The sequence below is a fragment of the Pseudomonas sp. NBRC 111131 genome (genome assembly GCF_001320525.1).
GTDB lineage: Bacteria > Pseudomonadota > Gammaproteobacteria > Pseudomonadales > Pseudomonadaceae > Aquipseudomonas > Aquipseudomonas ceruminis.
Window position 1 is genome coordinate 1 of the sequence record NZ_BCBH01000037.1, and the last position, 12,861, is coordinate 12,861.

Consider the following 12,861-nt stretch of genomic DNA (forward strand, 5'->3'; position numbering starts at 1 on the left):
GCCAGCAGTTCTGCTCAACCATTTAGTCCACTACCTTGCTGATTTCGGTATTAGCAAGTTCACGCTGGATATACTGACGCTACTCGAACAAGCCTTGGTTTTGGCTGATGCGAGTCTCTTCTTTATATTTATCTGCATTGGCGCATATCGTGCCGTCAGGGAGTTTGCTGAATGAATTCGACATTTGGGTCTGAGTTTGCTAACGCTGCAAGGCAAGCACCGCGCATCTTTTTCGCGCCCTTGATGGGAGCTGTTGCTGCCATTAAAGGTGAGTTCAGACGCGTAAAATACGGTGCAAACCAAAACAGCAAGCCGCTGCAATCCAAATAAACGCTCAGCAGAGCCACCTATAAAGAAACGCTAAATCCGACCCACCATCCTTGATGGTGGGTCTTTTTTTGGGTTCGATTTCCGGGACCCGGCGTGGGCCTCCTGAACCCTGTCACCTACTCCTAGGGAAACGTGTAGATTTACATTGATCTCTATCGCCGTATGCGTACGCGTTATGTATTATTGATGGCGCCCATTTTTGGAACCGATAGGAGCGTTCAAATTGGCCAACTCCCACGAATTCGAGGTCGGCGCCGGCTACGAGGTAGCCAACCCGCCCATGCTTGCTGTCGGCGACGATGAAACCCACCGACTCTCCCGCTTTTTTACCGTGCTCACTACCGATGAGCACGGGGTGACAGTTTATGACGGTTGGTATGGTGACGGCCTTGCGAGCTTGCATCTCTCACATGAGGTCCTTGCTCAGCTGGATGTGACCAGGCTGCCGCCCCGTGGTGAAGCGGTGGCCGCAGAGCTGGCCAACGCTATTGCCACTTCTGCTGCCGCTGCCATCGAGAGACGAAACCAGGTGAAGGAGCATGGCGACTCTGTACAGAGCGAGCACGCTTCCCAACGTTTCTTCGTACAGTTTTTCTCTGGCCAGGTCAGGGGGCTCGCGTCGAAAGGACTGATCAACCCAGATCTCGCAGTTCAGATGATCAGCCTTTCGACCGGTTTGGAGTTTGCCGCTGGTGCGTAATCCAAGGCGTCTCCGCTCCTGGCGTACTGCTCTTGCCGCCTTTGCCACGGTAAGCGCTGCTGCTGGCCTGATCATGTTCAAGCCGGTGGCCCAGCCTCACTTCGGGGCAGCAGTCTCCAAGCCGTTAGGGCGTTACTGCTTGATCAAACCAGGTGAGCGCCATACCCATTGTGAGGGGCAAGATGCTAGCCCCAGGGATCCAGTGCTCGCAGCCATTAAGACCATGCGTGAACAAGGGAATCGGCAACCTTGACGCCGTTTCTCGCTGACTCACTCGCTCTACCTGTTCTGTATTAAATCCAACCTGAGGAAACGCAATGACTATCACTCCTGACATGCTTGCTCGTATCGCTGTCGTGGTGCTGGCTGTGATCATTTCGATCGCGATCAAGCGCCGCAAAGCCCTTTTCACCGTGAAAAATGCCTCCGGGCCTGAGCAGATCCAGGCAATGCAAGGCTTTACCGATCGCTCGCTGCGCGACGTAAAAATTCTGATCTGGCTGTGCTCGGCGCTTTGCGCGGCTGCATTGGCGGTGTGTATCTACTCGATTTTCTACCCGCTGTGAGGCTCTCCCGGCCGTAGATCAAGGCCTCTGTCCATCCCTGTGGACAGAGGCCTTTTTTGTGGCGCTATCATGACATCGCATGGCTGGCAGGCGTGCAAATCTTCTAGTATTATGCGTACGTGTTATCAATCATTCTGAGGAGCTTGTAATGCCGAAAATTCAATTCTGGGCCATGCGGACTTTGAACATTGTTGGTCAGTTGCCGGCGGCTTTGGCCCTGGCAGCCTTCGTATTCGTGTGGGCGAAGATTGGTCACATCAGTCCCACACCCGCGTTTATGCTGATCGCGATTCTGGTCATGGTTGTGCTCTTCGTGCAGCTGCTGAAAGTGGCCGATCGTAAAAAGGCCAAGGCCAGTGCGCAGGGCCGTGTTGGTACCGGGCTGCGCTGAGCTGCATCATGCCTGCCGGCCTAACGCAAGTGTCGCGGTGTCGTCCGCATGTGCGGAGCCGAATAGATACCGGCTTCTACAGCGAAATTCCAATGCATCGCGGCCTGGTTGAGCGCATGGAGCTCGCAGGTGACTACTCCGTAGAGCTGAGCCTTTCAGGGGATGTGTTTGATGGCTTTGCGGTATGTGAAGGGCGACTGGTTACAGCCTGGCTTCGGTTACAGTCAGAGGCTGTGCCAGTCGCTGTCCTGGACGCGGTTCTGTTGTCCAGCGGCGATGGAAAGCGATATTCCTTGGCTGATGCTTGCGACCTGGTAAGTGAGGCTCTCCAGAAGGCTGTGCAGGAGCTGGTCTGGACCTGCCGGAATGACTTCTCTGCTGTGCTCGAAGCTGGCAGCGTACTTTTCATTAGAAGACTTGAAGTGAGGGATGAATTCAGGTCATCACAACTAAGCCAAAATATAGTAGACGCTGCCTGCGTCTGGCTGACGTCGAAGTGTCGACTCGCGCTTCTTACCCTTAAGCCGTTTCCTCTTCAATACGAGAATATAGAGCCTGTGCTGGGTAGTCGCCATTACGAAGCGTATTGCCGGGGCTTACGAGAAGATTTGGAAAAGCTTTCTCTATATTACAGCTATCACTTCGGGTGCTTAGCTGCGTCACTTGAATCCACATTGTTGATCAAGCCGTTGAACGGACACCGATGCGCGCTAAGCCGGGCAGGGTGGTCGTTTATTGCCGCGGAGTAACTATGCTAGCGACACAGAGCCGGTCTAAAGGCGTGAAGTATAATGTACAGCTGCTTTTGAATGGTTGGGTATTTGCAGCGCTCCTCTGGGCTCTTGGATCTTTGATTGAATTCCTTTTGGAAGAGCTAGAAGTTTCCATTCCCCATAGTTACGGCCTGTGGGTCAAGGCTTCTGGCTGGGGTTTGGGTGGTATATTCTTTCTGCTGTTCGTTGTCCGTATCGCTATCTATGGCTACAACAGAAAATCAGGTAAGTATCTATGAGCCTGTTTTGGGTTGGGCTTGGTTTAACTGCGGCTGCTCCAGTGCTTTGCAGCAAGAGGTACCGGTTACACGGGCCTGCCTGGATGTACTCTTTAGGGTGTGGGGCCGCTGTCCTTGGTCCATACATCTTGCTGTGCACCTTTCTGGATGTTGCTACCTTGCTCGCCGCTGCTGCGATCATCGGAGTGCCTTTCTGGGGCTATGAACGGTATCGAGCAGCTAAGGGTCAGCAGCACTATACGCAAGGCATTATGGGCTACATGGTGGAGCTGACCCCGGTTGCCGTGTTCCTGCTCTTATTCCGATCCTTCGTAGCAGAACCCTATCTTGTTCCGTCCTCCTCAATGCGTCCTACTCTAGAAGTAGGCAGCGTGGTTGTCGTAGACAAGTTCAGTTATGGTGTGAGGTTGCCTTTCGTTTCAAAACCGATCTCGCATGGGGGGGCGCCGAAGTTTGGTGATGTTCTGGTATTCCGTTTTCCTCTTGACCCGGCTAAGCCTTACATTAAGCGAGTGGTCGGCGTCCCGGGCGACAATATCACTTATCAAAGTGGTGAGTTGTCTATCAATGGTGCCCCGGCGGTGCGCGAAATGGAAATGCCATATGATTACGAAGATGAAGCCAGCGGAAAGCTTAAGCACGCCACCTATACGTTGGAGCGAATTCAAGGCTTGCAAATTGATACTCTGCAGGACAATGGCAGCAGTGATTTTGGTGTGAATACAGACTTCCCTGCCATCCCAGGCTGCGTGAGGAATGTTTCAGGGATTTCATGTGTTGTACCAAAAGGCTCTTATTTTGTGCTGGGTGACAATCGCTCCAATAGCCTGGATAGTCGCTATTGGGGGTTCGTAACAGACAAGGAAATTATAGGTCGGGCCATTTTCGATATAAATATCGATAACGGCAGTTTCCAGTTCAGCCGGCTCTCACGATGAGTGGCCACCAAAAGGATGCCGCCATGGAGTGCCGATCCAATACAAGTCCGTGTTTCTCATACCTCCTCTGTAAGGCAACGCAAGGCCTTGCACCCATCATTCAGGAGAGAAACGCATGAACTTTCATGAAACAGCCATCAAGTACGCTCAACTAGCAGCTGCACCGGTCGATTCCCTCGGCAACCTGGTACAGCAGGTGGGCTCGTATCCTGTTGGAACAGTACGCGATGCCGAACTCGCAGAGCTTGAGCAAGCGTATCGATCGACAGTCATCGCCCAGTTGGTCAGCTCCAGCGAGCTGAAGGCCACTGCTCACGTTGTGTTGTCCCAGGACGATGATGAGTCTGGCGCGGATGCCGAGGTGATCGGTATCTGTTTCGACTCCGCTTCGGCTGAAAGTCTTGCCGACGAAGCTGCAGCTGAAATGGCTGCACGCATCAACAAACTGCTGGCCAATGACATGGGGGCGGATTTCGAACCTGTCGCAGTAACGCAGACTGCCCAGGAGCGCATCGTCCACAATTCCAATGTCGGAATCTTGGGTGCGATTCGCGTCAAGACCGCATCGGTAAGCGTCGAAATGAACGGATTCGGACTGCAGAACGTTACCTCGCCAATCATCCCGCTTGGGGTGCCCGGCTTGTAAACCTGCTACACGCCCGGGCCAAGTGCCCGGGTTTTTTTGCCTGCTGATTATTAGCCTCTGTCTTTCCAAACACGACATTGTGCTGATCTATAGTCATCCAGTATTATCAGTACACGTTACGTATCGATAAGGCGCTTGTCATGGATACCCGTCCTTCACACTCTCTGATCACCCGCGTCGTTGTTGCTCTCTGCGTTGTCGTCATGGGCTTGCTGGCCACCATGGCTGTTGGCGCTGGCCTGGTGAAGATTTCCCCGGTCCTCATTTTCAAGGGGGTTTTTCTCTGCCTTGTCGGCGGAGCCCTCTACCTCATGATCCGCGCCTGCGTCGCAGCTCACATGGAGCAGGACGAGCAGGGTGCGGCAGAAGTTGATGGAAGCAAATAGATGTTCGACATTCATGCCGGGGACGGCAATCCCGAGGTGCCAGCCGACCTGAGCTCTCGAAATCTCTTTTTTGAATCTGCAGACACCGGATTGAGCAGTGTCGCCTGGGCCCAGCTGATGGACCGGTTCCGCGAGGAGCAGGGCTGGGCGGATACTCGGCTTAGCAAGGAGATTGGCATCAGCATCTCCATGATCCGCCAATGCCGAGTGAACATGCGTCCGTTGCCGCCCCCGGCGCGCATACGCACGCTCGGTGCGATGGGGGTAGAGGTGACCCTGTCGACTCTGCTCGCTGCATTGCCTGAACCAATTCGAGAGGCGGTTGAGGCGGCCAATCAGCAGTCGCAGGTGGTCCGTGAGACTTTGCTCTACGGATTCTTCGATCGTCTGGATGCTGGCGGATCACCAGATTTGGTCAGCGCCTTCTTTGATGGTCTGGCAGAGATCTCAGGCCTCAGTGAAACTGAGCAAGCGTCCCGGATAGGCCTATCCCTGGAGGATTTCACCTCTATCCGAAAAGGACGAAAACCCATCCCGTTTCGAGTCAAGATGGCTATCTCTGGCTCTTACACCGCCAACGAGTTAGGTCCCCTGATCCTATCGCTGCTGCCGGCCGCATAGGAATAGCGAAAAATGTGAGGACGATTGCGCCTTTAAAATATACATACGTGTTATGCTTCATTAAGATTCTGAATGCGTTTACTGGTGTGTATTCTGGAGGTGTCCATGGGGGCTCACATTACCGCTCCAACCAAGTGCCTTTGTGGGCACCTTGATCTGTTCAGCTTCACCTCGCCAGGGATGGGCGGGCGCAGGCAGGATCGCCTCTACGCCAGTAGCACGATCTGTGGGGAATGCAGCGCCCATATCCGCGAACTCGTTGCGCCGCAAGCCAAAGGCTTCTATCAGATGAGCTTGCCCCAGTTGGCGGGGCACCCTCGCTCTGTTTCTTGGGCTCAATCTCTTCGTCTAGCTCACATACGCACCCTTGGCCCTATCATGGCTCATCTCAAGTGCAGCACAGATCCTGTGGCCGTCGCTGCGCTGGCCGTCTTTGAGATGCTCTTCAAGATCACTGATGCGCAGTACTGGATTGCGGGGAGAGACCACGCGTTTGGCGCTGGTCACTGGGTGGTCTCGGAGATCGAGCACCTGATGCGCAAGCGTGACCTGGCCATGCACGAGAACTCTCGATCGGCCTACTGCTACTGGAAGAGAGTCAATCCCGCAGTGATCGATCAAGCGAAGCAGGATGCGGCTGTGCTGCTGTCTTCATTTGCTTTGGCGCCAGGCAAAACGACGACACCGCAACCAGCACAGGCAAAGCCCTCTGAGGCTGGCACTTCTGTGTTCCTTTGATCAGTGATTCAGGTGGATTTGTGCAAGTAGAGAATTCGAGTGCGCACCTCGACTCAGGTGCGCGTCCAGCGGGCAGCGCTACCCAGCTGGCAGGGGCCTCGCCACAGGATGCGACTGGGGGCTGCATGATGATCAGCGGGACCCTTCATTGTGAAGGATTCGGCTTCATGGCGAGTCAAGGCAGCATTCCCAGCTACAACGAGTCAATCCCTTGTCCTGCTTGTAACACGATCTTGTGGCTGGCCAACGCGAAGAACCAGGCCTCTGCCCCCATGGGAGCCGGCAGCGACATGCCAACCGAACAGATCTGGTTGGAGGCACTCCGGGTCGCTCACCGAGAGAACCCCGGCGGCGTGCACGCTGCTTTGGAGGCGGTCGGTGAGGTCCAGGTCAGAGTGCAGGCTCAAGAACAAACGGCGCTTGTTGTTCGTACCTACAACTCACCGAGCCAGTTCGGCGAGGCTGTGCTTGATGATGCGGCCGTCGACGCTATCGCACTCAACATGAAAGTGAAGATGGCCCGAAACCGGGCAAAAGGGCGGTCTGGCTGGAATGACGAGACCACATGCACTGCTGATTTCCTTTCAACGGAGCTGCGCGAGCACGTCGCAAAAGGAGATCCCCTTGATGTCGCTATCTACGCAATGATGCTGCATCTACGCGGGGAGACCATTTCTGCACCGGCCTGCAGCACTCACTTACCAACTGAAAATGACCCCGCTTGAGTAATCCTCCCATGATCAAACTGACAAAACTGGCCCTCCTCGCAATTATGGTCTTCGGCTCTAGTAGTGCCTCTGCTGTCGAGCTCGTGCTTTCTGCACATGCCGCTGAGATCTCCCAGGATCTGATCAAGGAGACGATTTCATCTCACCTGCCAAAGCAGGTTGTGAAGCTGGATGGCGGCTACAAGATCTACGCTTACCTGGAGACGGCCGACTATCAGCCGGGGGAGCGTCTTTTCAGCTACTCGGTTCAGCTTCACAAGCGTGTTGTAGAAGCCGGTACGGGGAAGGTGTATTGGGTCAGCACAGGCGGCGTCCGCGGGCACGGGGTAGCGGTTTCTGGGGATACGATTCTAGCCAACCTAGGCAATGATCTGGTTGCCGGCGCCGAGTCATTTAAGCTCGATCAGATGTAGTGCAATCGTCGAGGCGTGATTCTCAGCCTTTCGGCCAGTTGGGGCTACAGGATTCCAGAAGCGGCGCCGTCCGAACATAGCCAACGCCCCTGCCACAGCGAGGCCAGGGCGTTTTCTTTTATGCATTTCGGAACGCCGCAGCAATGATCAACTGTTAGCTTTGGCCTCTAAAGCGCGAAGTTTTTCATCAACTTTCTCATTAAGTTCGGAAACTTTAGCTTTGACCTCGGGCGTATAGGTTTGTTGTTGTGTTTCGTAAATTTTTATAGATATACGCCTTGCGTTATCTTCGCTTCCTGCAATCGATACGGCATTAGCAGGATTTTGAATCATTCGCGCTACTACCTCTAGCTCTTCATCTGACCAGTTCAATTCACTCCATTGCTTTTGCACTAGCTCTCTATTCAAGGTCTCATTGGCCCTAAAACTTTCCTCAATGACAGCCTTGGCTTCAAGAGGAGCAATGTGAGGGTAGCTAACAGCATAGACTTTATACAACTGCTCTGTTCCGCTCTGGATGCGTTTCTCGGCCGGAAATAGGCGGTCAATTTTATCTTCACGACTTTCCTTACACCCAGTCAGCGCAAAGGCTGCAATGAAAATACAAAAAAACGAAGTAACCGAACGCATGATACTCTCACCTCATGATTGAATATTGAAATCATCGGAATAGAATCCAGGGAGTCATTATGCCATTATCTCGTTTAAACAAACAATGATTGCTGGCAACGGTCTGGTTTAGAACCAACTGATTGTGCAATTGAATTATTTGCTGCAAAGCTGCAGCGTAGCGATCGAACTCTCCCCCCGCTTATGTGGGAAACCGCTCATCGACGGTGGCTCCGTTGAGGGGGCTCCGATTCAGTGCGGCTCAGGCCGGTTTGGCCTGCGCTGAATTATGCCTCCGTTCAGCCTCCCCAATATTTCAGTGTCACAACAAGGCGCCAAGAGATACTATCTACGTACGTGTACGCGTTCTGTATCCCTAACGCAAAGTGATGCTGTCTGCGCTGGAGCCTGAAATGACTGCTAAACGTCAATTGCTTTTGTCACTGTCAGGGGCAGTAGCGCTGCCCCTGGTCTCAGCTGACTCGTTCAGTTTCAATCTCGTGCCAGCCCCTCCCGCAAGCCAACTGCCAACGTACCTGGTTGCATCGGCGGCTGGCCTTGCCCTCCTTGGTGCCTGGTACTGGTTCAATCGGTCTCGAACCACGGCACAAGCGGCTGAGTTGCGGATCGAGCGCCAACTGCAGGCTCTTGAGAAGCTGGCGACCCAGGTCGGAAGGGCGGAGCAAGTACTCTCCTTGAAGTGTGAGTTCATGACGCACCAGATGCGGACCGAACTCAAAGACGCCCTGTACGCCATCACCACTGACACCATCCGCAACATGGGCGGGTTACGCCGCAAGGAGCCCATGTCAGACAAGCAGTTCAGCAAATTAATGGCCAAGTCTGACGAGTTCTTCAGCAGCCTGGAGAGAGCGCAGGCGAGCGAGGTCACACTCAACCTGGATGATGACGTGCCGCTGCTTATGCCGGAGCGGGGTAACCCACTTCCGAAGCCAGTTCCTCAACGGCGCCCTGCGGAGCCCATGATACTCCAGGCCCCTGCACCTTCGTCTCCCGCGAGTATCCCTATGCCGGTGAAGCCTAGGCCCAAGGGCGCCAACGCTGATGCTGGAGATTCTGATGGGGTTCCGGCGCTGGGGCTTAACTCAGCTCTGGTTCTGGGCGGTGGTTTGCTTTCCGGCAGTGGACTACTCCTCGACCGAGATGATGGTCCGGACCCAGATCAGTCCGATTTCGCGACGGACTGAAGTCCTATGGATATCCCAAGCCTGCAGCCTGCCACCTCCACCTCTACAACTAGGCGCATTTCGGACACTGAGATGCAGGGCATTACTCGTGACAATCGACCGTCCAAACCTTCGGACGCGGGCTGGCGTGTGCGGTTGATGAAGGCTGGAAAGTTTGTCGCCGATCGCCATTTTCGCGACTTGGCCTACCACGGTCGTTCCCGGGCAAAACACGCAGCGCAATGCTACCGCGACGACATGGCCAGGGAGCACGATATCCAACTCCCCCCGACCGTGCAGAGTGAGCTTGCACGCCAACGCCATTCGGCGGGCCTGACACAGAAAGCTATAGCCATGATGCTATCCGTCTCGCCCGGGCTGATATCGAAGTGGGAGAAGGGGGCCGAAATGCCAGCTGCAGCTCGATCACTCTATCGCGCTGCTGTTGAGGGCCAATTGCCCGCGTGTGACCGACCCTCACCGGCGCAGATGTCAGGCGCATCAGAGTCGAGGTTCTAGGTTGGTCTCAGGCACAGCTAGCCAATGCCCTGGGCTGGGCCTATGCCGCTGTGGGCTATTGGGAGAGAGGGCAGCGGCCTGTACCAGGATGGGTCAAGGTGTACGTGAACGCAGTCAGCAAGGGGTGGGTCAGTGGAGAGCAGTGAGCGTTTAGATGGCAATGACCCTGTAGGGGACGCAGTTGCTCAGTGGAGGCAAGTCATGCCGTTGCATCACAGCCTGCCGATCGTATTTTCAGATGGCACTGAGCTTGCCCGCTTTGCAGTGGATTGTGCCCAATGCCGGCGTAGCTTGGCCGGGGATCTGGTGCGGGGGGAGGTCAAGCCTCAGTCGGGAGATCGCTTCGCGCTGACTGGTCTTGCTGCCTGTGCGGCCTGTGCGTCGTTCACCAGGTTCGCGTTCATGTGCACAGGCTCAACAGGCTCGGTGCAGCTTGAGTGGGTATCAAGGGGAGAAGTGAAGAGGCATGAGGTGCACACTACCTGGTGGTCCAAGCTTGTGGCTATTTTCCGGTAGGCAAAAAAAAGCCCCTACCTCGCGTGTAGGGGCTGCCCGGAAGGCATGGTTATTCCTCAGTTGTATTGAGGTTGAGCTGTTGCTCGGTGGACGGGTTCACGTTCAGTTTCTCTTCTTCTTCTTCGGCCAGTCGAAATTGCTCCAGAATCGCATCCAGCTTTTGCTGATTTTCCAGCGTCAGGTGCTGAAAACCACTGTCCTGACGAATGTCTTGAATAGCCGTTCTCATTGTTGGAGCAGCGTTTGTGACTGCCTTCTTGATGACCTTGCCCGGAACAAAGCGTGGCATGAGCTTTTCAGTTTTACCGCCTGCAGCAGCGGAGCGGGCGAGGCCTTGCTCGATCACTTGCAGAGCTTTCGGCCCGTGCTCCTGAAGAATTTGAACAGCCAGTGTGAACGATACAACTTCATCGCGGACATAGTTCCTGATCTCGATGGGGCCGTTGATCATCAGAAGGTAGTCCGAAACTTGGGCCGGCCAAAGATTCAGCTTCCTGGCGATCGCGGCGTGGTCATCGGGATGAAAGCGTGTCATGCGCTTGCAAACGACAGCCGTCGCATATGGGCTCAGCGGCGTTCCGTTGTTACTAATGACCAGGTCAGCGGTCATGTCCTCTTCAGAACAATCATCTGCAGCGATGATGCAAGGAACGGTTGGAATGCTCTCGCCCTCAGCGATCGCCTCCATCGTGGCCTCCAGGCGCTGATGACCACGTTTCAAACAGATCGACTGCTCGCCATTTTCATCACGCCTGATGATGACCGACAGAGCAGAGTCTTTCTTGAAGCCATTGTCTTTGATGGATTGCTTCAGCTTTTGAACGTTGGCCAGGTAGGCAGCATTGCGCTCCCTGACGTTGTAACCCGGGATGACCTTGATGGTGCTAGGGGCCACATTCCACAGGTCTCCCGCAGTAAACCTCTGTTTTCCATCACCTTTTTCCATTGCCTTCTTGATGTTGCCCGTGGAGATGATCATGCGGAAATCAAGGTCAAGCTGGTGTTCGGTGCTGCTGTTTTCGATGGCTTCGGTCATGAGGTAGCACTCCTGAAAGGTCAGAGATCGTTGAACTTGCTAACAGAGATGACTGACACCTGCGCATAACCCAGGACACTGCCGACACCAGCCATCCGGACAGGATCTATCATCCATCCGGCGCGGCAATAATACAAAACGCGTACGCATACGCACTATGAAATATTAAAAATATCACAGGCTTTTGAGCGCCCAGCTCGTAGCACGCTGACCAGCATCCAGCAGCCCTTTTGCGGTGATGCCTTCGACGAGCGATACCTCAACCTCAACTGAGCCGCGGACGGCTGCCTCCAGCTGGCCAAGGCCCAACTCAGCTTGATAGGGGGACACGGCCACCCCGATCGTGCCTGTCACCATGAACAAATCGCAGCCAGGGCTGCGGGGGTTCTCCCCAACACGAGTGATTGTCAGGCCACGGATACCACCATCGGTAATCGCCACGGCCAAAGATTCGTGGCTTTGCTCGATGACGCGCAGAGACGCACCCACATGGCTTTTCATTTCCCCGTCGATCGACCGGCTAGCGTCGACTGAAATGAGTTTCCTGAAGATGGCGGTGAACCCTGGCCAAGTGTCGGGAGCTGAAATTCGACCGTGCTTTGATGACCAGACTGGGTGATGACTCACCAGGAGCTTTGACACACCATGGTCAAGGCTGTCTGCGAACGACCAGTGCTGGTCGGTGCTGTCTTGAACTTTTGCAACCCGCCACAAGGAACGAAACGCCCATAGTTCAAGGGTCGATGAAGCATCGATCTGGTAAAAATCGCATTTGCTTTGAGCGTGCGCCAGAGCAGGTGCCATCACCGCGTCACCGTGCCATTCGAATTGGTCGAGATTCTTGAGCCTCTGGTTCCCGTGCCAATACGACAGCTCGACAGTAACCTGGGAAACCCACCGAACAGCTGAGGAGCTTACGGCCGGCAGGTGGGCGGAAGAAGAAGCGCCTTGCTGGCGCTGGCTCGTGAGCATGTTGAGACCCTTTTGGTTATGACGCGGGGATCATACACGAACACATACGCCGCCTGTATCGCAAGGCCGCCATCATGAATGCCGAGCGAAAAAAAACCGCCCTCAGAGAAGGGCGGTTTGGGTGGGGTTAATGTGCAGCAGGGGCTGCATGCTGTGACACGAGCTCCTCGACGGTTGCGCCGGCGAGGGCTGCTTTCACCATGCTGTTGATGACAGCTGCGGTGGTGCCTGGCTCTGTTTGCTGGATGCAGCTGCTGTATGCGAAGAGCAGTTGGTCGCCAATCAGTGGGATGCCGTTTTCGTCGGCGTCTTTCTCGTGGTCGAATTTCCCGCAGCCATCACCGATCTTCAGTTTCAGGGCTGCCGAATTAGCACAATAGGCGGGGTCACAGATGCCGCGAACGTTGAACCGGATGCAGAATGCCTCTGCAAAGGTGCGGAGCTTTGCCGGCACGTTGTAGTTTTTGAAGGCCTCTTCGAAAAAGTCGGGTCGTAGAGCAGGGCGCTGCGGTTTAGCGTCGAGGGTAGTGGTGGTCATGAGACATCTCCTGGT

Annotated in this window: 19 protein-coding genes; 15 read left to right on the plus strand and 4 right to left on the minus strand. The window is 54.8% G+C overall.

Annotated elements, in window-relative coordinates; all coding sequences use genetic code 11:
- The first annotated feature begins 171 nt into the window (after positions 1-171).
- The 12 genes from APH34_RS29655 (at position 172) to APH34_RS24070 (ending at position 7,469) form a co-directional block, all read left to right on the plus strand.
- Positions 172-330: a hypothetical protein gene (locus tag APH34_RS29655; RefSeq protein WP_164842895.1), complete on the plus strand. Its 159-nt coding sequence runs from the start codon at positions 172-174 to the stop codon at positions 328-330.
- A 223-nt stretch (positions 331-553) separates the two neighbouring features.
- A complete protein-coding gene (locus tag APH34_RS24015) occupies positions 554-1,030 on the plus strand; it encodes a hypothetical protein (protein WP_023662067.1) in 477 nt (158 codons plus the stop codon).
- Between the two features lie 317 nt (positions 1,031-1,347).
- Entirely contained in the window at positions 1,348-1,596 is a 249-nt protein-coding gene (locus APH34_RS24020; RefSeq protein WP_023662068.1) for a hypothetical protein, read from the plus strand.
- A gap of 148 nt (positions 1,597-1,744) precedes the next feature.
- Positions 1,745-1,987 (plus strand): hypothetical protein, encoded by a 243-nt coding sequence (locus tag APH34_RS24025; RefSeq protein ID WP_023662069.1) that lies wholly within the window; start codon positions 1,745-1,747, stop codon positions 1,985-1,987.
- A gap of 781 nt (positions 1,988-2,768) precedes the next feature.
- Positions 2,769-2,999 (plus strand): hypothetical protein, encoded by a 231-nt coding sequence (locus APH34_RS24035; RefSeq protein WP_172688339.1) that lies wholly within the window; start codon positions 2,769-2,771, stop codon positions 2,997-2,999.
- Positions 2,996-3,937: a signal peptidase I gene (lepB, locus tag APH34_RS24040; protein ID WP_023662072.1), complete on the plus strand. Its 942-nt coding sequence runs from the start codon at positions 2,996-2,998 to the stop codon at positions 3,935-3,937. Before APH34_RS24035 ends, lepB begins: the two co-directional genes overlap by 4 nt.
- A 115-nt stretch (positions 3,938-4,052) precedes the next feature.
- Positions 4,053-4,583 carry a hypothetical protein gene (locus APH34_RS24045; RefSeq protein ID WP_023662073.1) on the plus strand — a complete coding sequence of 177 codons (531 nt, stop codon included), beginning with the start codon at positions 4,053-4,055 and terminating at the stop codon, positions 4,581-4,583.
- Between the two features lie 140 nt (positions 4,584-4,723).
- Complete coding sequence (locus tag APH34_RS24050; protein WP_023662074.1) at positions 4,724-4,969, plus strand: hypothetical protein; 246 nt, start codon at positions 4,724-4,726, stop codon at positions 4,967-4,969.
- The gene (locus APH34_RS24055) at positions 4,970-5,590 is read left to right on the plus strand and encodes a hypothetical protein (protein ID WP_023662075.1); all 621 of its coding nucleotides are present in this window, start codon (positions 4,970-4,972) and stop codon (positions 5,588-5,590) included. It begins immediately after the preceding gene.
- A 72-nt stretch (positions 5,591-5,662) separates the two neighbouring features.
- The gene (locus APH34_RS24060) at positions 5,663-6,328 is read left to right on the plus strand and encodes a hypothetical protein (protein WP_144000629.1); all 666 of its coding nucleotides are present in this window, start codon (positions 5,663-5,665) and stop codon (positions 6,326-6,328) included.
- A gap of 125 nt (positions 6,329-6,453) precedes the next feature.
- Positions 6,454-7,053, plus strand: coding sequence for a hypothetical protein (locus APH34_RS29790; protein ID WP_023662077.1), 600 nt, complete (start codon positions 6,454-6,456; stop codon positions 7,051-7,053).
- Between the two features lie 11 nt (positions 7,054-7,064).
- Positions 7,065-7,469: a hypothetical protein gene (locus APH34_RS24070; RefSeq protein WP_023662078.1), complete on the plus strand. Its 405-nt coding sequence runs from the start codon at positions 7,065-7,067 to the stop codon at positions 7,467-7,469.
- Between the two features lie 147 nt (positions 7,470-7,616).
- On the opposite strand, the gene APH34_RS24075 is transcribed toward APH34_RS24070, so the two are convergent.
- Complete coding sequence (locus APH34_RS24075; RefSeq protein WP_023662079.1) at positions 7,617-8,099, minus strand: hypothetical protein; 483 nt, start codon at positions 8,097-8,099, stop codon at positions 7,617-7,619.
- Positions 8,100-8,491: 392 nt separating this feature from the next.
- On the opposite strand from APH34_RS24075, the gene APH34_RS24080 reads away from it, so the two are divergent.
- From APH34_RS24080 to APH34_RS30435, 3 genes are all read left to right on the plus strand, one after another.
- Positions 8,492-9,286: a hypothetical protein gene (locus APH34_RS24080; protein WP_039614972.1), complete on the plus strand. Its 795-nt coding sequence runs from the start codon at positions 8,492-8,494 to the stop codon at positions 9,284-9,286.
- Positions 9,287-9,523: 237 nt separating this feature from the next.
- Positions 9,524-9,784, plus strand: a complete 261-nt coding sequence (locus tag APH34_RS30430; protein WP_371263325.1) for a helix-turn-helix domain-containing protein — start codon at positions 9,524-9,526, stop codon at positions 9,782-9,784.
- Positions 9,766-9,930 (plus strand): helix-turn-helix transcriptional regulator, encoded by a 165-nt coding sequence (locus APH34_RS30435; RefSeq protein WP_156358121.1) that lies wholly within the window; start codon positions 9,766-9,768, stop codon positions 9,928-9,930. Before APH34_RS30430 ends, APH34_RS30435 begins: the two co-directional genes overlap by 19 nt.
- A 419-nt stretch (positions 9,931-10,349) precedes the next feature.
- Here the strand turns inward: APH34_RS30435 and APH34_RS24095 are convergent, their stop codons facing one another.
- The 3 genes from APH34_RS24095 to APH34_RS24105 all read right to left on the minus strand — a co-directional run bounded on the left by APH34_RS24095 (position 10,350) and on the right by APH34_RS24105 (position 12,846).
- Positions 10,350-11,336 (minus strand): hypothetical protein, encoded by a 987-nt coding sequence (locus tag APH34_RS24095; RefSeq protein ID WP_023662083.1) that lies wholly within the window; start codon positions 11,334-11,336, stop codon positions 10,350-10,352.
- Between the two features lie 174 nt (positions 11,337-11,510).
- Complete coding sequence (locus APH34_RS24100) at positions 11,511-12,308, minus strand: hypothetical protein (protein WP_023662084.1); 798 nt, start codon at positions 12,306-12,308, stop codon at positions 11,511-11,513.
- Positions 12,309-12,435: 127 nt separating this feature from the next.
- Positions 12,436-12,846 (minus strand): hypothetical protein, encoded by a 411-nt coding sequence (locus tag APH34_RS24105; protein WP_023662085.1) that lies wholly within the window; start codon positions 12,844-12,846, stop codon positions 12,436-12,438.
- Positions 12,847-12,861: the final 15 nt, after the last annotated feature.

Excerpts from the sequence above, each read along its gene's own strand:
- APH34_RS29655 (WP_164842895.1), top strand. The coding sequence starts at position 172 with ATGAATTCGACATTTGGGTCTGAGTTTGCTAACGCTGCAAGGCAAGCA.
- APH34_RS24020 (WP_023662068.1), top strand. The coding sequence starts at position 1,348 with ATGACTATCACTCCTGACATGCTTGCTCGTATCGCTGTCGTGGTGCTG.
- APH34_RS24025 (WP_023662069.1), top strand. The coding sequence starts at position 1,745 with ATGCCGAAAATTCAATTCTGGGCCATGCGGACTTTGAACATTGTTGGT.
- lepB (WP_023662072.1), top strand. The coding sequence starts at position 2,996 with ATGAGCCTGTTTTGGGTTGGGCTTGGTTTAACTGCGGCTGCTCCAGTG.
- APH34_RS24045 (WP_023662073.1), top strand. The coding sequence starts at position 4,053 with ATGAACTTTCATGAAACAGCCATCAAGTACGCTCAACTAGCAGCTGCA.
- APH34_RS24050 (WP_023662074.1), top strand. The coding sequence starts at position 4,724 with ATGGATACCCGTCCTTCACACTCTCTGATCACCCGCGTCGTTGTTGCT.
- APH34_RS24055 (WP_023662075.1), top strand. The coding sequence starts at position 4,970 with ATGTTCGACATTCATGCCGGGGACGGCAATCCCGAGGTGCCAGCCGAC.
- APH34_RS24060 (WP_144000629.1), top strand. The coding sequence starts at position 5,663 with ATGCGTTTACTGGTGTGTATTCTGGAGGTGTCCATGGGGGCTCACATT.
- APH34_RS29790 (WP_023662077.1), top strand. The coding sequence starts at position 6,454 with ATGATGATCAGCGGGACCCTTCATTGTGAAGGATTCGGCTTCATGGCG.
- APH34_RS24070 (WP_023662078.1), top strand. The coding sequence starts at position 7,065 with ATGATCAAACTGACAAAACTGGCCCTCCTCGCAATTATGGTCTTCGGC.
- APH34_RS24075 (WP_023662079.1), bottom strand. The coding sequence starts at position 8,099 with ATGCGTTCGGTTACTTCGTTTTTTTGTATTTTCATTGCAGCCTTTGCG.
- APH34_RS24080 (WP_039614972.1), top strand. The coding sequence starts at position 8,492 with ATGACTGCTAAACGTCAATTGCTTTTGTCACTGTCAGGGGCAGTAGCG.
- APH34_RS30430 (WP_371263325.1), top strand. The coding sequence starts at position 9,524 with ATGGCCAGGGAGCACGATATCCAACTCCCCCCGACCGTGCAGAGTGAG.
- APH34_RS24095 (WP_023662083.1), bottom strand. The coding sequence starts at position 11,336 with ATGACCGAAGCCATCGAAAACAGCAGCACCGAACACCAGCTTGACCTT.
- APH34_RS24100 (WP_023662084.1), bottom strand. The coding sequence starts at position 12,308 with ATGCTCACGAGCCAGCGCCAGCAAGGCGCTTCTTCTTCCGCCCACCTG.
- APH34_RS24105 (WP_023662085.1), bottom strand. The coding sequence starts at position 12,846 with ATGACCACCACTACCCTCGACGCTAAACCGCAGCGCCCTGCTCTACGA.